This is a genomic window from Sandaracinobacter neustonicus (genome assembly GCF_006385875.1).
GTDB classification, from domain to species: Bacteria; Pseudomonadota; Alphaproteobacteria; order Sphingomonadales; family Sphingomonadaceae; genus Sandaracinobacteroides; species Sandaracinobacteroides neustonicus.
This window is the reverse complement of the sequence record NZ_VFSU01000021.1, coordinates 33,684-51,363: the sequence shown is the minus strand read 5'-3', so window position 1 is coordinate 51,363 and position 17,680 is coordinate 33,684. Positions and strand designations below refer to the sequence as shown.

19 protein-coding genes and 1 tRNA gene are annotated in these 17,680 nt (G+C 66.2%); 9 read left to right on the top strand and 11 right to left on the bottom strand.

Annotated features, from left to right (window positions below; translation table 11 throughout):
• Nucleotides 1–180 precede the first annotated feature (180 nt).
• The 3 genes from FJQ54_RS07600 (at nt 181) to FJQ54_RS07590 (ending at nt 4,072) form a co-directional block, all read left to right on the top strand.
• Nucleotides 181–2,826, top strand: coding sequence for an Rne/Rng family ribonuclease (locus FJQ54_RS07600; RefSeq protein WP_181160035.1), 2,646 nt, complete (start codon nt 181–183; stop codon nt 2,824–2,826).
• 92 nt (nt 2,827–2,918) lie between these two features.
• On the top strand, nt 2,919–3,719 hold the full coding sequence (locus FJQ54_RS07595) for an alpha/beta fold hydrolase (RefSeq protein ID WP_140927816.1): 801 nt from the start codon (nt 2,919–2,921) through the stop codon (nt 3,717–3,719).
• A gap of 98 nt (nt 3,720–3,817) precedes the next feature.
• Nucleotides 3,818–4,072, top strand: coding sequence for a GlsB/YeaQ/YmgE family stress response membrane protein (locus tag FJQ54_RS07590; protein WP_140927815.1), 255 nt, complete (start codon nt 3,818–3,820; stop codon nt 4,070–4,072).
• Nucleotides 4,073–4,333: 261 nt separating this feature from the next.
• Here FJQ54_RS07590 and FJQ54_RS07585 read toward each other — a convergent pair whose 3' ends face one another.
• From FJQ54_RS07585 to FJQ54_RS07575, 3 genes are all read right to left on the bottom strand, one after another.
• Nucleotides 4,334–4,579, bottom strand: a complete 246-nt coding sequence (locus tag FJQ54_RS07585) for a hypothetical protein (protein WP_181160034.1) — start codon at nt 4,577–4,579, stop codon at nt 4,334–4,336.
• A gap of 14 nt (nt 4,580–4,593) precedes the next feature.
• Nucleotides 4,594–5,790 carry a 23S rRNA (adenine(2503)-C(2))-methyltransferase RlmN gene (gene rlmN, locus FJQ54_RS07580; RefSeq protein ID WP_235890357.1) on the bottom strand — a complete coding sequence of 399 codons (1,197 nt, stop codon included), beginning with the start codon at nt 5,788–5,790 and terminating at the stop codon, nt 4,594–4,596.
• A 451-nt stretch (nt 5,791–6,241) separates the two neighbouring features.
• Nucleotides 6,242–6,886, bottom strand: coding sequence for a histidine phosphatase family protein (locus FJQ54_RS07575; protein WP_140927813.1), 645 nt, complete (start codon nt 6,884–6,886; stop codon nt 6,242–6,244).
• 101 nt (nt 6,887–6,987) lie between these two features.
• Between FJQ54_RS07575 and FJQ54_RS07570 the strand changes: the two genes are divergently transcribed.
• The 3 genes from FJQ54_RS07570 to FJQ54_RS07560 are packed head-to-tail and all read left to right on the top strand — an operon-like array spanning nt 6,988 to nt 8,644.
• On the top strand, nt 6,988–7,695 hold the full coding sequence (locus FJQ54_RS07570) for a CoA transferase subunit A (RefSeq protein ID WP_140927812.1): 708 nt from the start codon (nt 6,988–6,990) through the stop codon (nt 7,693–7,695).
• Nucleotides 7,692–8,009, top strand: a complete 318-nt coding sequence (locus tag FJQ54_RS07565; protein ID WP_140927811.1) for a hypothetical protein — start codon at nt 7,692–7,694, stop codon at nt 8,007–8,009. The genes FJQ54_RS07570 and FJQ54_RS07565 overlap by 4 nt, the downstream gene beginning before the upstream one ends.
• The gene (locus tag FJQ54_RS07560; RefSeq protein ID WP_140927810.1) at nt 8,009–8,644 is read left to right on the top strand and encodes a 3-oxoacid CoA-transferase subunit B; all 636 of its coding nucleotides are present in this window, start codon (nt 8,009–8,011) and stop codon (nt 8,642–8,644) included. Before FJQ54_RS07565 ends, FJQ54_RS07560 begins: the two co-directional genes overlap by 1 nt.
• Nucleotides 8,645–8,692: 48 nt before the next feature.
• Here the strand turns inward: FJQ54_RS07560 and dcd are convergent, their stop codons facing one another.
• Nucleotides 8,693–9,247: a dCTP deaminase gene (gene dcd / locus FJQ54_RS07555; protein WP_140927809.1), complete on the bottom strand. Its 555-nt coding sequence runs from the start codon at nt 9,245–9,247 to the stop codon at nt 8,693–8,695.
• A gap of 73 nt (nt 9,248–9,320) precedes the next feature.
• A complete protein-coding gene (locus FJQ54_RS07550; RefSeq protein WP_140927808.1) occupies nt 9,321–9,806 on the bottom strand; it encodes a UPF0262 family protein in 486 nt (161 codons plus the stop codon).
• Between the two features lie 129 nt (nt 9,807–9,935).
• On the opposite strand from FJQ54_RS07550, the gene FJQ54_RS07545 reads away from it, so the two are divergent.
• A complete protein-coding gene (locus tag FJQ54_RS07545) occupies nt 9,936–10,211 on the top strand; it encodes an EF-hand domain-containing protein (protein ID WP_140927807.1) in 276 nt (91 codons plus the stop codon).
• A 19-nt stretch (nt 10,212–10,230) separates the two neighbouring features.
• Here the strand turns inward: FJQ54_RS07545 and FJQ54_RS07540 are convergent.
• A tRNA-Lys gene (locus FJQ54_RS07540) sits at nt 10,231–10,306 on the bottom strand.
• A 57-nt stretch (nt 10,307–10,363) separates the two neighbouring features.
• Nucleotides 10,364–10,918, bottom strand: coding sequence for a 2-amino-4-hydroxy-6-hydroxymethyldihydropteridine diphosphokinase (gene folK, locus FJQ54_RS07535; protein WP_235890356.1), 555 nt, complete (start codon nt 10,916–10,918; stop codon nt 10,364–10,366).
• On the opposite strand from folK, the gene FJQ54_RS07530 reads away from it, so the two are divergent.
• Complete coding sequence (locus tag FJQ54_RS07530; RefSeq protein ID WP_235890355.1) at nt 10,911–11,543, top strand: uracil-DNA glycosylase; 633 nt, start codon at nt 10,911–10,913, stop codon at nt 11,541–11,543. The two genes, folK and FJQ54_RS07530, sit on opposite strands and share 8 nt — an antisense overlap.
• Before the next feature lie 3 nt (nt 11,544–11,546).
• On the opposite strand, the gene aguB is transcribed toward FJQ54_RS07530, so the two are convergent.
• Nucleotides 11,547–12,404, bottom strand: coding sequence for an N-carbamoylputrescine amidase (gene aguB, locus FJQ54_RS07525; RefSeq protein ID WP_140927805.1), 858 nt, complete (start codon nt 12,402–12,404; stop codon nt 11,547–11,549).
• The gene (locus tag FJQ54_RS07520) at nt 12,404–13,369 is read right to left on the bottom strand and encodes an agmatine deiminase family protein (protein WP_140927804.1); all 966 of its coding nucleotides are present in this window, start codon (nt 13,367–13,369) and stop codon (nt 12,404–12,406) included. Before FJQ54_RS07520 ends, aguB begins: the two co-directional genes overlap by 1 nt.
• A 101-nt stretch (nt 13,370–13,470) precedes the next feature.
• Between FJQ54_RS07520 and FJQ54_RS07515 the strand changes: the two genes are divergently transcribed.
• Nucleotides 13,471–13,692 carry a hypothetical protein gene (locus FJQ54_RS07515; protein ID WP_140927803.1) on the top strand — a complete coding sequence of 74 codons (222 nt, stop codon included), beginning with the start codon at nt 13,471–13,473 and terminating at the stop codon, nt 13,690–13,692.
• 257 nt (nt 13,693–13,949) lie between these two features.
• Here the strand turns inward: FJQ54_RS07515 and FJQ54_RS07510 are convergent, their stop codons facing one another.
• Entirely contained in the window at nt 13,950–15,086 is a 1,137-nt protein-coding gene (locus tag FJQ54_RS07510) for a L,D-transpeptidase family protein (RefSeq protein ID WP_181160033.1), read from the bottom strand.
• Nucleotides 15,087–15,090: 4 nt separating this feature from the next.
• Entirely contained in the window at nt 15,091–17,631 is a 2,541-nt protein-coding gene (gene mutS, locus FJQ54_RS07505) for a DNA mismatch repair protein MutS (RefSeq protein ID WP_140927801.1), read from the bottom strand.
• Nucleotides 17,632–17,680: the final 49 nt, after the last annotated feature.

Below are 17,680 nucleotides of genomic sequence, written 5' to 3'. Positions count from 1 at the left end.
CCTCTCATCTCTTTCTCTCGTCGCGGGTGTCCCGGGCCCTGACGAACCACGCCTTTTCTGCCCCATTTTCCGGGCGTCGGCCCTTCGCCGCCGCCAGCCTTTCCGGCGCCACCCGCGCCGACCCAACCTACGCGCCAAGCGCGTCCAGAATCAGCGCCAAAGGCGCAGGGAGACTTTTCAATGACAACAAGAATGCTCATCGACGGCCGCCACCCGGAGGAAACCCGGGTCGCCGTCGTCAAGGGAAGCCGGATCGAGGAGTTTGATTTCGAGGCCGCCGCCCGCAAGCAGATCAAGGGCAATATCTATCTGGCGAAGGTGACGCGCGTCGAGCCGTCGCTGCAGGCGGCCTTCATCGATTACGGCGGCAACCGCCACGGCTTCCTCGCCTTTTCGGAAATCCACCCGGATTATTACCAGATCCCCAAGGAAGACCGCGACGCCCTGCTGCGCGAGGAACAGGCGCTGGCCGAAGAAGGCCATGGCGGCTACGACCATGAGGATGACGACGCCGACGCGCAGGACAGCACAGACGCGCACGACCATGCCGAGGGCGAAGCTGAGGGCGAAACCCCCCGTGCCCGTCCGGAAGAACATGGCAACACCGAAGAAGCCGGCGCCGAGGCGCTGCGCCGCCGCCGCATGGCGCTGCGCCGCCGCTACAAGATTCAGGAAGTCATCCGCCGCCGTCAGGTGATGCTGGTGCAGGTGGTGAAGGAAGAACGCGGCAACAAGGGTGCCGCGCTCACCACCTATATCTCGCTGGCCGGGCGCTACTCGGTGCTGATGCCCAACACGGCGCAGGGCGGCGGCATCAGCCGCAAGATCGCCAATGCGTCTGATCGCAAGCGCCTGAAATCCATCATGGCGGACCTGAACCTGCCCAGCACCATGGGCGCGATCGTCCGCACCGCCGGGCTTGAGCGCACCAAGACGGAGATCAAGCGCGACTTCGATTACCTCACGCGCCTGTGGGACGAAATCCGCGAGAAAACCCTCACCTCCAGCGCCCCGGCGCTGATCTACGAGGACAGCGACCTGATCAAGCGCGCCATCCGCGACATCTACACCCGCGAGATCGACGAAGTGCTGGTGGACGGCCCGGACAGCTATGCGCAGGCCAAGAGCTTCATGAAGCTGCTGATGCCCAGCCATGCGAAGAAGGTGCAGCCCTATATCGATCCGGTGCCGCTGTTCCACCGCGCGGGCGTGGAAAGCCAGCTGGCGGCGCTGCTGAACCCGGTCGTGAACCTGCGTTCGGGCGGCTATATCGTCATCAACCCCACCGAAGCGCTGGTCGCCATCGACGTGAACTCGGGCCGCTCCACGCGCGAGTATAATATCGAGGAAACTGCCCTTAAAACCAACATCGAAGCGGCCGAGGAAGTCGCCCGCCAACTGCGCCTGCGCGATCTCGCGGGCCTTGTGGTGGTCGATTTCATCGACATGGAATCGAACGGCAACAACCGCAAGGTGGAGCGCGCCCTGAAGGAAGCGCTGCGGCAGGACCGCGCCCGCATTCAGGTCGGCCGCATCTCCTCGTTCGGCTTGCTGGAAATGAGCCGCCAGCGCCTGCGCACCGGCGTGCTGGAAGCCTCCACACAGGTCTGCCCGATGTGCGATGGTTCCGGCTTGATCCGCACCGATGGCTCCGCCGCGCTCGCCGCGCTGCGCCTGCTGGAAGAAGAAGCGGTGAAGGGCCGCGCCAGCGTGTTCCGCCTGCGTGCGGACCGCTCGGTCGCCGTTTACATGCTGAACCGCAAGCGCGCCGAACTGGCCGAGCTGGAAGCGCGCTACGGCGTGCTGATCGAAGTGGTGCCGGATGAGTCGCTGATCGGCGGCCGCCTCGCCATCGACAGCAGCGGCCCGCCGCCCGCACAGGCCCCGCGCATGGCCGCGCTGGCCGCGCCGCAGGCCTATGCCGACATCGACGAGCCGGACGAGATCGAAGACGAGGAGGACGAGGCCGAGGAGGAGGATGTCTCCGAATCCCGGTCCGATGGCCGCCGCGAGCCGCGCGAAGATCGCGAGGACCGCAACGGTCGTCGCCGCCGCCGTCGCCGCCGGGGTGGCCGTGATCGTGCGGAAGGGGATCGGGGCGACGCGCCGGAAGCAGGCTTTGAGGCCGCCGATGGCAATGGCGTGGCGGATGGTGCCGAACCGACTGAGCGGCCTGTCGATGCAGCCGAGGGCGATGAGGCGGGCGAGGGCGGTGAGCGTCGTCGCAAGCGCCGTCGTCGTCGTCGCGGCGGTCGTCGCGACGGGCAGGAAGGTGCCGCAGAGGGCGTGACGGACGCGTTTGAGGGCGAGGCGTTTGACGGCGAGGAGGCTCCGGCCGAAGCGCAGCCGGACATCGCCGCCGAAGCCCCGGCAGAAGCGGACGCCAAACCGAAGGGCCGTCGCCGCGGCAGCAAGAAGGCTGCCGAGCCGGTCGTCGAAGCGGTTGTCGAAGCCGTTCCCGTCGAAGCAGCGCCGGAAGCAGTCGAGGCGTCCGAGGCCCCGGCGGAAAAACCGAAGCGTCGCCGTAGCAGCAAGAAGGTTGCGGACGCCGAAGCCGCCGTGGACGCGCCCGTTGTCGAGGCCCCGGTGGTGGAAGCCTCGGCAGCCGAAGCGCCCGCCGAACCGGCGGATGCTGAAGCCCCGACCAAACCGAAGGGCCGCCGCAAGGCCGCCCCGAAGGCCGCCAAGGCAGAGGCAGCGGAAACGGTCGCCGAAGTTCCGGCCGTGGAAACGCCCGCTCCGGCCGCCGAACTGGAAACGGCCGAAGCCGCCGAACCCGAAGCCGCACCGCGGCGCGGCTGGTGGCAGCGCACCTTCGGCGATTGATGGCACAGACCGGCGGCCGGCAGGGTCGGCCGCCGGTCGCTTCAAATCCCGCCATCTTCAAAACGTCGCAATCCAGCCGATATAAGGGCCGGATGCGCATCGAACCGGCAGACGGCGGACTTTCGCACGGCCAGCAGGCCGAAGCCGGGATCGAACAGGCCCCCGGCGCACCCTTTCCGGCCGCCATCGGCGATCTGCCACCCGTCACCGATCCCGGCCCGCCGGGGCGGCTGGCCTATGCGGCCGAACTGCGATCATTGGGCGAGTTGCAGGCCTTCCGCCGCCAGCGTCTGCAACTGATCCGCGAACTGCCGCAATGGCCCTCGCGCCATGTGCTGGTGCTGCCGGGCCTCCTCTCCGGCGATTGGGCCACGGCCCCGATGCGCGGCGTGCTTTCCGCCATTGGCCACAAGGTGGAAGGCTGGCAGCTGGGCCGCAACATGGGCCTGCGCCCCGGCCGCTTCGAACAGCTGGAAAGCCGATTCCTCACCTTCAGCGCCCGCGCGCGCGAACCGGTCGCGCTGATCGGCTGGAGCCTTGGTGGCCTTTATGCGGTGGAACTCGCCCGTCGCCACCCGCAGGAGGTGCGGCAGGTGATCACCATGGGCTCCCCGGTATCCGGCCTGCTGACCGCCAACAATGCGTGGAAACTGTATGAGCGGGTGGCGGGCCACGCCCTGCAATCCGCCCCGGTGGATTGGCAGCCGGGGGCCTTGCCCATGGTTCCCTTCACGGCCATCGCCGCACTGGGCGACGGCATCGTCCACCCGAAAGCCGCCCACGCCCGGCCGGGGCCGGAGGTGGAAAATCTCCACGTGCCGGGCACCCACAGCGGCCTCGGCTGGAATCCCCACGCCATTCGCCTCGTGGCAGACAGGCTGGCCCGGCGCTGAATTCGGCACCCCCCCTGCTTACAATCTCGCGCTCCGCCCCTTCCCCACCCCGCCCGACCTGCGCTAGAATCCCTTCTCGTCAACAAGGGGTATCTCGCATGGCTTCAACATGGCTCGGCGTTATCGTCATCGGCTTCTTCGCGGGGCTGCTGGCACGGATATTTTCCAGCAACCCGCGCGATCCGCAGGGGTGCCTGCTCACCACCTTCCTTGGCATTTTGGGGGCGGCGTTGTTCACATGGATCGGGCAGATCACCGGCATGTACGGGCAGGGCGAATATGCCGGCTTCTTCGGCGCAGTGATCGGCTCGCTGATCGTGCTGGCGATCTGGCGGATGATTTCGAAGAGATAGGGCGTTTTTTGCAAGGCCACCAGCCTTGCAGCCTTTACCGCCACCCTTTCCCTCCCCGCTCAGGCTGAGCTTGTCGAAGCCCCGGACGCGAAAGCCTAACGGCTGAGCCGGGGGGGGGCACGCTCCACGGGCTTCGACAAGCTCAGCCTGAGCGGGGGGAGAGGTTGCGGCACGTAGGACAGGCAAGCGATACCTGCTTGCAAGCGACGCAATCCGCAAGATCAGGGCCTGTCCGGGAACGAGATCGGTCTGCGGAAGGCCTCAGTCCGGTTTGCCCGGCGTGTCGATCAGCACCCATCGCATGCCGTTGCGCGCGGCCACGGCTTCCATATGTGTCCAGTCCGCACCGGCGCGCTGCTGGTAGCGGCAGACGAATTCGGTCGGGTCATTGGGCACCCGCTCGCAGCGCACATGCCGCAGCATGCCCACGTCTACGCCGATGGCGATGGCCAGATCTTCGGCTGAGGGTGCAGAGGCGGGGGTGCAGGCGGCAAGCAATGCCGCCATAAAAATCGCGGGCCTCATAGTGCGGCCTGCTTCTCCTCTGCCAGCCGATCCAGCTCGGCCCGGCTCAGCTTTACGCTGTCGCTTTTCAGCTGGCCGCAGGCGGCCATGATGTCGCGCCCGCGCGGGCGGCGGACGGGGGCGGAAATCCCGGCGCGGTAGACGATGTCGGAAAAGCGCTGCACCTGAGCCTCGTCGCTGGTTTCATAGGCCGCGCCGGGCCATGGGTTCCACGGGATCAGGTTCACCTTGGCGGGCAGCCGATATTGTTTGATCAGCCGCACCAGCTCATGCGCGTCCTCGTCGCGGTCATTCTTGCCCTTCAGCATCACATATTCGAAGGTGATGCGCCGGGCATTGTTGGCGCCCGGATAGGCGGCGCAGGCGGTCAGCAGCTCGTCGATGCCATATTTGCGGTTCAGCGGCACGATCTCGTCGCGGACGTCCTTCGTCACGGCGTGCAGGCTCACGGCCAGATTCACGCCGATCTCCTCGCCCGCGCGCGCCATCATCGGCACCACGCCAGAGGTGGAGAGCGTGATTCGCCGCTTCGAAAGCGCCAGCCCGTCCCCATCCATCACGATCTTCAGCGCGTCGCGCACGGCGTCGAAATTGTAGAGCGGCTCGCCCATGCCCATCATCACGATGTTGGTGAGCAGACGGCCATCAGGCTGACTTGGCCATTCACCAAGGCTGTCCCGCGCCAGCATCACCTGCCCGACGATTTCCGCCGCCGTCAGGTTGCGCACCAGCTTCATCGTGCCGGTGAAGCAGAAGCGGCAGTTCAGCGTGCAGCCCACCTGACTGGACACGCACAGGGTGCCCCGATCAGCATCGGGGATGAACACCATCTCATACTCTTCGCCCGCTGAACGCAGCAGCCATTTGCGCGTGCCGTCGGTGGAGACATGCGCCTCCACCACTTCAGGGCGGCCCACCACGAACTGTGTTGCCAGCCCCTCGCGCAGCGGCTTCGACAAATCCGACATCTGCGCGAATTCGGTGGCCCCGCGATTGTAGATCCAGCCCCAGATCTGCTTGGCGCGCATCTTCGCCGGTTTCGGCTCCACAAGGCCGGACTCCACCAGCGCTTCGGCGATCTCGGCTTTCGTCAGCCCGACGAGATCCCGCAGCCCATCGGCCCGGGGAACAAGGGTGCGCGGCACGGCGACAGGGTCGGCCGCGCCCGCAATCGGCATCAGGTTGGTGTCCATGGAAGCGCGCCCATAGCGCAAATGCGGGGAAAAGCGAAGCCGGTCCTGTTGTGTGGGTTTTACACTGATTCACTGGCCTTCCGCCGCGCGCAGGTGCAACCCGGCGCGGGAAGGCGACCATCCATGTTCAAACTGCTGTTCATCTCCAGCCTGATCGGGCTGTCGATCCTGACATCTCCGCCCGTTGGCTGGTGAATCGAAGCTTAGACGGGTATCACCGCGCCAGCCGATGTGGCCGTGAACAAGGCGCATAAAATCAAGAAAGAGCGGATCATAGCTGCCGCTCCTTCCCCAAGCATATATATTGAAACTTATGTTCCCTGCGATCAAGTGTACATAAATTGTGGCAGGAACCAGCACGTAGTAATTTTTTAGTTGTCCGGTGGATTCCAGAGGTTAATTTTTACAGCGCAATGGAATCTGTAAATTTTGCCGACTCTTTTGCCGGTCTTCACGCCGCGCGCGGCCCGGAGGCGCCGCTGCCGATGTGCAACGCCTGTTCCGCCCCGCCTGCGATGCGCATGATCGTGCCCTGCGGCACGTCTGCCGCGATCGGGATTCCTTCATAAGCCTGTCCGCCCGCCAGCAGGCCGCGCAGCACGCGGGCGGTGATGCCATGGCTGATCACGAGCGCCGGAGCCGCCCCGGCGTCGGCCAGCCAGCCCGCCAGCCGCTCGGCGATATCGGCATAATGTTCGCCGCCCGGAATGGGCATGCGGAACAGCCGGTGCGCATGATCCAGAATCTCGCCTTCCTCGGCGATGATCTGCGCGTAATCCCGCCCCGTCCAGCGCCCCACCTCGATCTCGCGCAGCCGTGTGTCCGGGCGAATCTGGAAAAAGGGAACGCCCAGATGTTCGGCGACGATGGACGCCGTCTGCAAGGTGCGGCCCGCAGGCGAGGCCCAGATTTGCGGAACCGCTTCACCGCTGCCGCCGAAATGCCGCGCCAGCGCCTCCCCCATGGCTTCGGCCTGCGCAATTCCGTCGCGCGTGAGGGGGGTGTGCGCATCATTGCCCTGCATGCGGCGGTGGCGGTTGAACACCGTTTCGGCATGGCGGGCGAGATAGAGCGGCTGTGGAGCAAGGATGGACATGGAAAGCGGCAAAGCTTGCCGCTAGACCATGGTCAAGACATTGATTAGGGAGCCTCGAATAATTCGAGAACCGAATCAGGTTTCAACTTCTGGGAGGATATGTGGCCAACAAGGTCTACAGCGATGCCGCCTCTGCCCTTGAAGGGCTGTTGTTCGACGGCATGACGATCGTGTCGGGCGGCTTCGGCCTGTGCGGCATTCCGGAAAATTCCATCGCCGCCATTCGCGCCTCTGGCGTGAAGGGGCTAACGGTGGTGTCCAACAATGCGGGCGTTGACGGCTTCGGGCTGGGGCTGCTGCTGGAAACCCGGCAGGTGAAGAAGATGATCTCCAGCTATGTGGGTGAGAATAAGGAGTTCGAGCGCCAGTATCTGAGCGGCGAGCTGGAGCTGGAATTCTGCCCGCAGGGCACGCTGGCTGAACGCATGCGCGCAGGCGGCGCGGGCATCCCCGGATTCTACACCCGCACCGGCGTCGGCACGCTGGTGGCCGAGGGCAAGGAGCATAAGGAGTTCGACGGCGAGACCTTCGTGATGGAGCGCGGCATCGTCGGCGACCTCGCCATCGTGAAGGCGTGGAAGGCGGACCGTTTCGGCAATCTGGTGTTCCGCAAGACGGCCCGCAATTTCAACCCGATGGCTGCCACCGCCGGCAAGGTGACGGTGGCCGAAGTGGAGGAAATCGTGCCCGACGGCGCACTGGACCCGGACCTGATCCACACGCCCAGCGTGTTCGTGCAGCGGGTGTTCGTGGGCACGTTCGAAAAGCGCATTGAACAGCGCACCGTGCGGAAAAGGGAAATCGCGTGATACTGGGTCGCAAGGCGCAGCATCCAAATGAAATCCCGCTGAAGGGGCATGATAGCCTGACCACGGATTTTCGTGAGATTGCGCGCTTTTGGGTGTCGCAAGAGCGCAGTTTCGTTCTTGTCGCTCCGGGTGTCGTCTCGTCGCCCTATTTGCTTGGATCGCTGATAGTTGAAAGCCTGCACACTGCGGCGGCTGGCTATGCGGCAATGGATGGATACAGCGCCGAATGGGCACTTGCCGAGTTGTGGCGAGGATTTGATGAAGAGCGCGCCAGAATTGGTGGAGCCGAAGAGCCAGAGGAGGGACACGCCTGATGCCATGGACTCGTGATGAAATGGCCCAACGCGCAGCGCGGGAGCTGAAAGATGGCTTCTATGTGAACCTCGGCATCGGCATGCCCACGCTGGTGGCGAACCATGCGGGCGATCTGGATATCACCCTGCAATCCGAAAACGGCATGCTGGGGATGGGGCCATTCCCGTGGGAGAGCGAGGAAGACGCCGACCTGATCAATGCCGGCAAGCAGACGGTGACGGAACTGCCGCGCACCAGTTATTTCAGCAGCGCCGACAGCTTCGCCATGATCCGTGGCGGGCATATGGACCTGAGCATTTTGGGCGCGATGGAAGTGGCGGAGAATGGCGATCTCGCCAACTGGATGGTGCCCGGCAAGATGGTGAAGGGCATGGGCGGGGCGATGGACCTTGTGGCCGGAACGCCCCGCATCGTGGTGATGATGGAGCATAGCGACAAGGCCGGGAATCCGAAGTTCATCCCGGCCTGCACCCTGCCGCTGACCGGCCGCAACGTGGTGGACGTGATCATCACCGATATCGCCGTGTTCGAACGCGCGGACCGCAAGGGCGCACCGTTCCGGCTGGTGGAAACGGCACCGGGGGTAACGGCCGAGGATGTGAAGGCACGGACGACGGCTGCGTTCGTGGTCTGAGGGGGCGGGGCGCAGGCCCGCAGCGCGACCCCGTCCCGAAACCCCGCCTTACAACCGGGGCAGTGTCACCCCGCGCTGGCCCATATATTTCCCGGCGCGGTCTGCGTAGCTGGTTTCGCAGAGGCCTTCGCCTTTCAGGAACAGGAACTGGCAGGCGCCTTCATGGGCGTAGATTTTGGCGGGCAGGGGGGTCGTGTTGGAGAATTCCAGCGTGACATGGCCTTCCCATTCGGGCTCGAGCGGGGTGACGTTCACGATGATGCCGCAGCGGGCGTAGGTGCTTTTGCCGAGGCAGATCACCAGCACGTCGCGCGGCACGCGGAAATATTCGACGGTGCGGGCCAGTGCGAAGCTGTTGGGGGGGATGACGCAGACGTCAGTCTTGCGGTCTACGAAGCTGGCGTCTGAGAATTGCTTCGGGTCCACCACGGCGCTGTCGACGTTGGTGAAAATCTTGAATTCGTCTGACACGCGGGCGTCATAGCCATAGCTGGAGAGGCCGTAGGAGATGCAGCCGTCGCGTTTCTGCGCTTCGACGAACGGCTCGATCATGCCGTCGCGCAGGGCGCGTTCCCGAATCCAGCTGTCGGGCATCACACCCATCAAGAAGTTCCTTTCGTTGAGGTGGTCGCGCTTGCGGCGCTTTGCGCCGAAAGTCCACCACCCCTGTGTGGCGTCACTGGCGGATATGCAGAACGCAGATCAGCGTGAACAGGCGGCGGGCGGTGTCGAAATCGGTTTCCACCTTGCCGTCCAGCCGTTCCATCAGCAGGTCTGCGGCGGAATTGTGGATTCCGCGCCGGGCCATGTCGATGGTTTCGATGGCGCTGGGCGAGGCGTTGCGAATCGCCTTGTAGTAGCTGTCGCAGATGGCGAAATATTCGCGCACCACACGGCGGAACGGGGCCAGCCCCAGCAGGATGGTGCCCGCCGGCTGTCCGCCATCCTGCGTGACGTCCATGGCGAGGCGGCCGTCTTCCACGCGCAGCGTCAGCCGCCATGGGCCGGTGCCGGGCAGGTCCAGCGGGCGGAACAGATTGCCTTCCAGCAAGTCGAAGATGGCGACCCGCCGTTCCTGTTCCACATCCGCGTTGCGCCAGAGAACGGTGCGTTCATCCAGCTCGACCGCCACGATGCGATGATCTCCGCCGACGTCCGCCATTCAGGGGACCGTAAAGCCCGCGCGCCCAATGGCAAGCAATCCGCGGCGAATGCGGGCGTCTGACGGCGGGACGCGTGGGAATTGCGCCACAGTTTGCGTAGAACAGCCATCGCAAGAAGGAGAGACTTGATGATCCGCCAAGCCATGTTTGCCGTTGCCGCCCTGCTCGCCGCCCCCGCGCTGGCACAGCAGCCGCCTGCCGGGCATCAGCCCGGCCGCTTTTTCGACGCGACGGATACCAACAAGGACGGTGTTCTGTCGAAGGCGGAGTGGGAAGCCGCAGGCCGCCGCCCCGAAGGCTTCGCCATGATGGACGCCGACAAGGACGGCAAGGTGACGAAGGAGGAAGGCCGCGCGGCAATGCAGAAGATGATGCAGCAGCGCGCCGCACAACAGCCGCAATAAGCGGCTGACGCCGAGGCGATGGTGGGCTCGTCGGGATTCGAACCCGAGACCTACAGATTAAAAGTCCGTTGCTCTACCGACTGAGCTACGAGCCCACTGCCTTTGCGTCGCGCGGCTGTAAGGCGGGCTTTCGTCCGCGTCAAATGCCTGCGTCAGATGAAGGGGCGCGGTTTTTGCAATCGTGCCGTCATCTGGCGGACCGTGAGCCGGAGTTGCGGGTGCCGCCAATTGGGTGCGATCTCTGCCAGCGGGTGCAGCACGAACAGGCGTTCGGGCAGGGCCGGGTGGGGCAGTTTCAGCCGCTTTTTCGCCAGCTGCAACTGTCCGAAGGCGAGGAGATCGAGATCCAGCACGCGGGCACCCCAGCGGCGCCAGCGTTTGCGGCCGAACTGCCGTTCGATGGACTGGAGCAGCGTCAGCAGCGCCTCTGGCGTGCCTGCCCAGTGGATTTCTGCGGCGGCGTTGGCGAATCGGCGGTTGGATGGGCCGAGCGGCGGGGTTTCCACGATCCTGGAGACGCTGAGCAGTTTGACGCCGTCTGCCTCCAGCGCGGCGAGCGCGGCCGCGATCACCCGGCGGGGCGGGCCGTGGCGGCCGTGGCAGCGGTTGCCGCCCAATCCGATCAGGACGGGCCCAATCAGGACGGGGCCTGTCGCTGATCGCGGTGCTGGAGTTTGCCGGGCCATGCTGTTAGCCGCCATGGCCATGCAGCCTGACGCCGATTGCCAGCTTTGTCCGCGCCTTGTCGCGCATCGGCAGGTGCTTCGTGCGCGTGAGCCGGGCTGGTTCAATACGCCGGTGCCCGCGTTCGGCGACGAGCAGGGCTGGCTGGCGATCGTGGGGCTGGCACCGGGCGAGCGCGGGGCGAACCGCACCGGGCGGCCGTTTACCGGCGATGCGTCGGGTGAGTTGTTGTACCGGACGTTGTCCGACCTTGGGCTGTCCAGCGGCAGCTATGGCGGAACCGTGGACGACGGGCTGACATTGAATGGCGCGCTGATCGTGAATGCGGTGCGTTGCCTGCCGCCCGCGAACAAGCCGGACAGTGCGGAAATCCACCAGTGCCGGCCGTTCCTGAAGGAGCAGTTGCGCGGCATGCCCCATCTGAAGGTGGTGCTGGCGCTGGGGCAGGTGGCGCATCAATCCGCTTTGAAGGCGCTGGGCGGCAAGCTGCCCAAGCACCCCTTCGGCCATGGCGCGGTGCACCGGCTGCACACGGGATACACGCTGGTCGATAGCTATCATTGCTCGCGCTACAACCAGAATACCGGCCGTTTGACGGGCGAGATGTTCCGTGAAGCCGTGAAGGCTGCCATCGCCGCCCGGGCCTGAGGTTCAGATATCCTCTGCAATGCGGCCATAGAGGTTGGGCCGCCGATCGCGGAAGAAGCCGAAGGCGGCGCGGTGGCGGGCGATGGTGGCCAGATCGAATTCGGCGGTGATGACGCCTTCGCTGGCGGTATCCATTTCCGCGACCCTATCGCCGCGCTGGTTGCTGATGAAGCTGTTGCCGTAGAAATGCGCGCCTGCGCCGTCTGCCGTGGGTTCCGTGCCCACGCGGTTGGCGGCGACCACGGGGACGACGTTGGAGACGGCATGGCCGATCATCGCCCGCACCCAGAGGCGGCGGGTGTCCAGCTCAGGGTCATGCGGTTCGTTGCCGATGGCGGTGGGGAAAAACAGCACATCCGCTCCCATCAGCATCATGGAGCGGGCGGTTTCCGGATACCATTGATCCCAGCAGATGCCGACGCCGATGGTGCCATAAGGCGTGGGCCACACCTTGAAGCCGGTGTTGCCGGGGCGGAAATAGAATTTTTCCATGTAACCCGGGCCATCGGGGATGTGGCTTTTGCGGTAGACGCCCTCCACCATGCCATCATCCCGCACGAAGGCGATGCTGTTGTAATAATGATGGCCGTCGCGTTCATAGAAGCTGGTGGGGATGAAGATTTTTTCCGCGCGGGCGACTTCGCGTGCGGCTTCCACCGCCGGGTGGCTTGCCACCGGCGCGGCTGTCGCGAACAGCGATTCATCCTGCGAGGTGCAGAAATAATGGCCTTCGAACAGTTCGGGCGGCAGGATCACCTTCGCCCCCTTTGCGGCGGCCTGACGCACCAGCTGCATGGCTTTCGCGATATCGTCATCGCGGCGACCGCTCATCGCCATCTGCACCGCGCCCACGTTCAGCATCACTTCGCCTCCGGAACCTGTTGCGAGATGCAGTGGAAGCTGCCGCCGCCCGTCAGGATATGGTCGGCGCGAAGGCCCGTCACCCTATGCCGGGGGAAGCAGCGCGCCACCGCCGCCACCGCCGCTGCATCGTTCGCCGCACCATAGAGCGGCACGACGACCTGCCCGTTGGCGACGATCCAGTTCATGTAGGAAGCCGGGACCAGTTCGTCATCCATGTGATAGGCCCCGACGGAGGGGATCGTCACGGCTACCAGCCCGGCCGCGCGGATGCGGGCGGCGGCATCGGCGAACACGGCTGCGTTCGGATCGTCCGGGCCGCCTTCGGGCACTGCCACTGTGCCGGGGGCGACGAAGCGGGCGAGATTGTCCACATGGCCGTCGGTATGGTCGTTCAGCAGGCCGTCCCCCAGCCAGACGATGCGACGCGCGCCGATGGCCTTTGCCAGTGCCGCTTCAGCTGCGGCTTTCGTCCAGCCCGGATTGCGGTTGGGGTTCAGCAAACATTGTTCGGTGGTGAGCAGCAGCCCTGCGCCATCATATTCGATGGCGCCGCCTTCCAGCACGAAATCGAACGGATCGACGGCGGCTGACATCAGCCCGGCCATGCCAGCGCCGACTGTATCATCCCCGGGAAGATCATATTTGCCGCCCCAGCCGTTGAAGCGGAAGCGCACGGCGGTTTCCGCGCGGGTGAAGACGGGGCCGGTGTCCCTCAGCCAGATGTCGCCGAAGGGGATATCGTCCACCTGAACGGCGGCGGGCAGCAGGGTGCGCGCGGTGGCTGCGGCTTCGGCTCCGCTGGCGATCAGCCGCACCGGGACCGTTTCGGACAATTGCCGCGCCAGTGCGGCGACTTCGGCCTGCGCGGGGGCGAGATCATCCTCCCACAACTCAGGGTCGGACGGGAAGCCCAGGAACAGCGCGCGCTGCGGGGCCCATTCAGCGGGGGGGATTCGGTTCATGCAACGCCCCCTACAGGCCAAGCCATTGCATTTCCACCTTACCCCACCATATCGCCCCATCGAGAGAGCGGGACATTCAGTAGCGGAAAGATTGCACACTCATGCTTAACGTCCTGTCCCTTTTGATTGGCATCGTCGGCGGTATCATCGCGGCGTTCGGCATCATTCCCTTCGTGGGGTGGGCCAACTGGTTTGTGATTCCCATTGCTGGTTTCGGCCTTGTGCTGGGGCTGATTTCCCGCCGGAAGGAAGGGCAAATCCTGAACCTTGTGGTGATCGCGATTGCGCTGGTGCGGCTTTCGCTGGGGGGTGGGTTTATTTGAGGTTGGGGGCTTTGGCCTGCGGCGCTTCTGCTGTGCTTGTTGTGATGTCGGTGGATCAGGCCAACCGGTGACACCCCCTCTCCTACTCTCCCCCTTGCAGGGGGAGAGAGCCGCGTAGCGCCGCAGGCAATTGAATCTGTTTACCCACACGGCGCTGGAGGTTGGGCACAGCGCCAATTTTGAGGGTGCAGGGATATCATTTCCCTGCCGGGTCCGGGCAGAGCCCGGCCGCCGGAGGCAAGAACCCCCGCGCCCCACTACCCCCCAAGTGCCGCGATCACCGGCGCGTCGCGGCCATAGATGTCGGGGTGGGTGGCCAGCACGCCGTTGCGATCTGGCAACACGGTGAAATAGGCGACGTGCACGGGGATTTGCGTGGTCAGCGGCACGCGGACGGTTTCGTTGTGGGCGGCGGTTTCGTCGATTCGGGTGGCGGTCCAGTCGGGCTGGTCTTCCAGCAGGCGCAGGGCGAGGCCCAATATGCCTTGGGTGCGCATGCAGCCGTGCGAGAAGGCGCGAACCGGCTTGGCGAACAATTGCTTGGCGGGGGTGTCGTGGAAATAGATGGCGTAGGGGTTGGGCATTTCGATCTTCAGCGTGCCCAGTGAGTTGTTCGCGCCCGGCAGCTGGGTGACGTTCAGCTGGCCGTCCGGCCCGCTGGTCCAGCGATAGCCGCGTGCGCGGGCCGCCCCGGGGCTGCGGCGGATGAGGGAGCCGACGGATTCCTTCACGATGCTTTGCGGCAGAGTCCAGTCCGGGTTGATGATCACGGCGGTGGCCACTGCGGAGAATTGCGGCGTGGGGGTGCTGGTTTTGCCGACGATGATCTTGTGGCGGGCGACGGGCTTGCCGCCGTCCCACAGGTCCACCTCGAAGGAGGGGATGTTGGCCATCAGGTAACGGTCGCCCATCTGGCGCGGCATCCAGCGCCAGCGGTCCAGATTGGCGCGCAGCCGGGCGCGGGCGGCTGGATCGGTGGCGGCGGGCAGGCCTTCCTTCAGCTTGCCATACCAGGGGTGGCTTGGCAGCAGCGCCGTCAGCGCCGCGCCGGGTGCACCGGATTCGAGGCCCGCCGCCAGCTTCGCTTTCAGCCAGTCCGCGTCTGAGCGGGGCGGCGGCGATTTCCAGCCGACGCGCGCGGATTCGGGGGTGCGGCCTGCGGCATAATCCTTCGCCAGCGCCATCCAGCTGGCCTCGGCGGCGGCGGCGATGGCGGCGGCGTCTCCGCTAGCGAGCGCGGCCTCCAGCTTCTCCGGCGCGTAATCGGCCGGGATCAGCCCTTCGGCACCTGCGGCCTGCACGGCGGCGAGCGTTTCACGCGCGGCGGCATCCGTCCATGCGGACTGGGCCAGCGCCGGGGAACTGATCAACAGGGACAGGATAAACGCACGCATCGGGCTAATCATCGGCCAGTGCCTTCAATTCGTAAAGCAGGTCCAGCGCGGCGCGCGGCGTCAGGCTGTCGGGCAGGATGTCGGCCAGCCGCGCGCGTAGCGCATCGGCGGGCGGCGGCGCGGCGGGGGCTGCTGCGAACAGTGGCAGGTCGGACAGCGCCTCTTTCGCGCCGCGCCCGGCATCGCCCTGTTCCAGCCGCAGCAGGATTTCGCCCGCGCGCGCCAGCACATCGGCGGGAACGCCCGCCAGCCGCGCCACGTCCAGCCCGAAGCTGCCGGGGGCCGCGCCCTCGCCCACTTCGTGCAGAAACACGAGATCGCCCTGCCATTGCCGGGCTTTCATGGTGCGCAGTGCAAGGCCGTCCAGCCGCGATTTCAGCGCCGCCAGCTCGTGATAATGGCTGGCGAACAAGGCCCGCGCGCCGATGCGATCATGGATGGATTCCAGAATTGCCCAGGCCAGCGCCAGCCCGTCCCATGTGGCGGTGCCGCGCCCCACTTCGTCCAGCAGTAGCAGCGATCGGTCGGTCGCGCCGTTCAGGATGGCGGCGGTCTCCACCATTTCCACCATGAAGGTGGAACGCCCCTCGGCCAGACTGTCCGACGCGCCGACGCGACTGTAGAGCCGGTCGACAAGGCCGATGGTGGCTTCGGCCGCAGGCACGAAACTGCCCGCCTGCGCCAGCACCGCGATCAGCGCATTCTGCCTGAGGAAGGTGGATTTGCCGCCCATGTTCGGCCCCGTCACCAGCCACACCCGCGCAGCACCCTCCAGCGCGCAGTCGTTCGGCACGAAGGCCTCGCCTTTGCGCCTGAGCGCCGCCTCCACCACCGGATGCCGCCCGGCGGCGATGTGGAAATCCATGCCCTGCGTCAGCCGGGGCCTGACCAGCCCCTCGCGCGCCGCCAGTTCGCCCAGCGCCGAAGCGCGGTCCAGCGCGGCCAGCGAATCCGCCACCCGGCCGATCTGTGTGGCCGCCGCCAATGCGCCCTCGCGCATCGTTTCCAGATGCGCCGCTTCCGCCGCCAGCGCATGGGCCTGCGCCTGCGCGATGCGGCTGGCCAGCCCGCGCAGCGCCTCCGTATCGAAGCGCATGGCGTTGCCCAGCGTCTGCCGGTGGAAGAAGGACGGGTCCGCCATCAGCGGATCGGCAGCCTTCGGCGCGACCTCCACATGATAGCCGATCACATTGTTGTGCTTCACCCGCAACGTCTGCACGCCGGTGCGCGCGCGCAAATCACCCTCCAGCGCGGCAATCGCGGCGCGGCTGTCGGCAGCCAGCAGCCGCAACTCGTCCAGCGCGGCGTCATAGCCGTGCGCGATCACCCCACCGTCATTCGGTTGCAACGGTGGGCTTTCCACCAGCGCCGCCTCCAGCAGCGCCAGCAGGTCAGCGGGCGGTTGCAAGCCATGGCGCAGCGGATCGAGCGCGGGCGGCGCACCCCCGGCAGAGGCCGAATCCAGCAGCCCGCCCAGCCGCTGCGCCGCTACCAGCCCATCGCGCAGCGCGGCCAGATCGCGCGGGCTTCCCCGCCCCGCCGCAATCCGCCCGAGCGCCCGCGCGGCGTCCGGCGCGCCCTTCAGCAGCGCCCGCGCTTCGTCGCGCAGGCCGGAATCCGCCGCAAACCATTGCACCAGATCCAGCCGGTCCTCGATTGCGGGCAAGTCGGCCAACGGCGCGGCCAGTTCGGCGGCCAGCAGCCGCCCGCCGCCCGCCGTCACAGTCAGGTCTATGGCGGACAGCAGGCTGGTCGGCCCGTCCGTCAGTTCAAGGCTGCGGCGCGTGGCCCCGTCGATCGCCATCACCCGGCCGGGCAGGTGCAGGCGCGGCGGCTTCAGCAGCACCGCCTGCCCGCGCGCCGTCATCTCGATATGCGTCAGCAGCCCGCCTGCCGCCGCCAGCGCCGCGCGCGGGAATTGCCCGAACCCCGCAAGCGTGGAAACGCCCAGCCGCGCCGCCAGCCGCTTTTCCGCTGCCGCGCTGTCGAACGCCGCGCGCGGAAGCTCGGCATAGCCCGCCCCTTCCGGGGCCAGCACTTCGGCGGGGGCGATTCGCGCGATTTCGTCGGCCAGCGCGGATGGCCGGGCGGTGCCCAGCCACAAATCCCCGGTGGAAATATCGGCCCACGCCAGCCCCACTTCGTCCGTGCTGGGAAACAGGCTCAGCAGCCAGTTGGCGCGGCGGCCGTCCAGCAGCCGCTCCTCCGTCAGCGTGCCGGGCGTGATCACCCGCACGATGGCGCGGTTGACGATGGATTTGGAACCCCGCTTCTTCGCCTCGGCCGGATCCTCCGTCTGTTCGGCGATGGCGACTGCATGGCCCGCCTTCACCAGCCGCGCCACATAGGCTTCATGCGCATGCACCGGCACGCCGCACATCGGCAGCGGCTGGCCCAGATGCTCCCCCCGGTGCGTCAGCGCGATGTCCAGCGCAGCCGCCGCGACTCCGGCGTCGGTCAGGAACAGCTCATAGAAATCGCCCATGCGGAACAGCAGCAGCGCAGAGGGCACTTCGGCCTTCAGCGCCAGATACTGCTGCATCATCGGTGTGCCCGCTGGCTGATATGTGTGTGTGGCAATTGCCGCCGTCATC

Coding starts and splice junctions, on each gene's coding strand:
- FJQ54_RS07600 (WP_181160035.1), top strand. CDS start 181: ATGACAACAAGAATGCTCATCGACGGCCGCCACCCGGAGGAAACCCGG.
- FJQ54_RS07595 (WP_140927816.1), top strand. CDS start 2,919: ATGCGCATCGAACCGGCAGACGGCGGACTTTCGCACGGCCAGCAGGCC.
- FJQ54_RS07590 (WP_140927815.1), top strand. CDS start 3,818: ATGGCTTCAACATGGCTCGGCGTTATCGTCATCGGCTTCTTCGCGGGG.
- FJQ54_RS07585 (WP_181160034.1), bottom strand. CDS start 4,579: ATGGCGGCATTGCTTGCCGCCTGCACCCCCGCCTCTGCACCCTCAGCC.
- rlmN (WP_235890357.1), bottom strand. CDS start 5,790: ATGGACACCAACCTGATGCCGATTGCGGGCGCGGCCGACCCTGTCGCC.
- FJQ54_RS07575 (WP_140927813.1), bottom strand. CDS start 6,886: ATGTCCATCCTTGCTCCACAGCCGCTCTATCTCGCCCGCCATGCCGAA.
- FJQ54_RS07560 (WP_140927810.1), top strand. CDS start 8,009: ATGCCATGGACTCGTGATGAAATGGCCCAACGCGCAGCGCGGGAGCTG.
- dcd (WP_140927809.1), bottom strand. CDS start 9,247: ATGGGTGTGATGCCCGACAGCTGGATTCGGGAACGCGCCCTGCGCGAC.
- FJQ54_RS07550 (WP_140927808.1), bottom strand. CDS start 9,806: ATGGCGGACGTCGGCGGAGATCATCGCATCGTGGCGGTCGAGCTGGAT.
- FJQ54_RS07545 (WP_140927807.1), top strand. CDS start 9,936: ATGATCCGCCAAGCCATGTTTGCCGTTGCCGCCCTGCTCGCCGCCCCC.
- FJQ54_RS07530 (WP_235890355.1), top strand. CDS start 10,911: ATGGCCATGCAGCCTGACGCCGATTGCCAGCTTTGTCCGCGCCTTGTC.
- folK (WP_235890356.1), bottom strand. CDS start 10,918: ATGGCCATGGCGGCTAACAGCATGGCCCGGCAAACTCCAGCACCGCGA.
- aguB (WP_140927805.1), bottom strand. CDS start 12,404: ATGCTGAACGTGGGCGCGGTGCAGATGGCGATGAGCGGTCGCCGCGAT.
- FJQ54_RS07520 (WP_140927804.1), bottom strand. CDS start 13,369: ATGAACCGAATCCCCCCCGCTGAATGGGCCCCGCAGCGCGCGCTGTTC.
- FJQ54_RS07515 (WP_140927803.1), top strand. CDS start 13,471: ATGCTTAACGTCCTGTCCCTTTTGATTGGCATCGTCGGCGGTATCATC.
- FJQ54_RS07510 (WP_181160033.1), bottom strand. CDS start 15,086: ATGCGTGCGTTTATCCTGTCCCTGTTGATCAGTTCCCCGGCGCTGGCC.
- mutS (WP_140927801.1), bottom strand. CDS start 17,631: ATGATGCAGCAGTATCTGGCGCTGAAGGCCGAAGTGCCCTCTGCGCTG.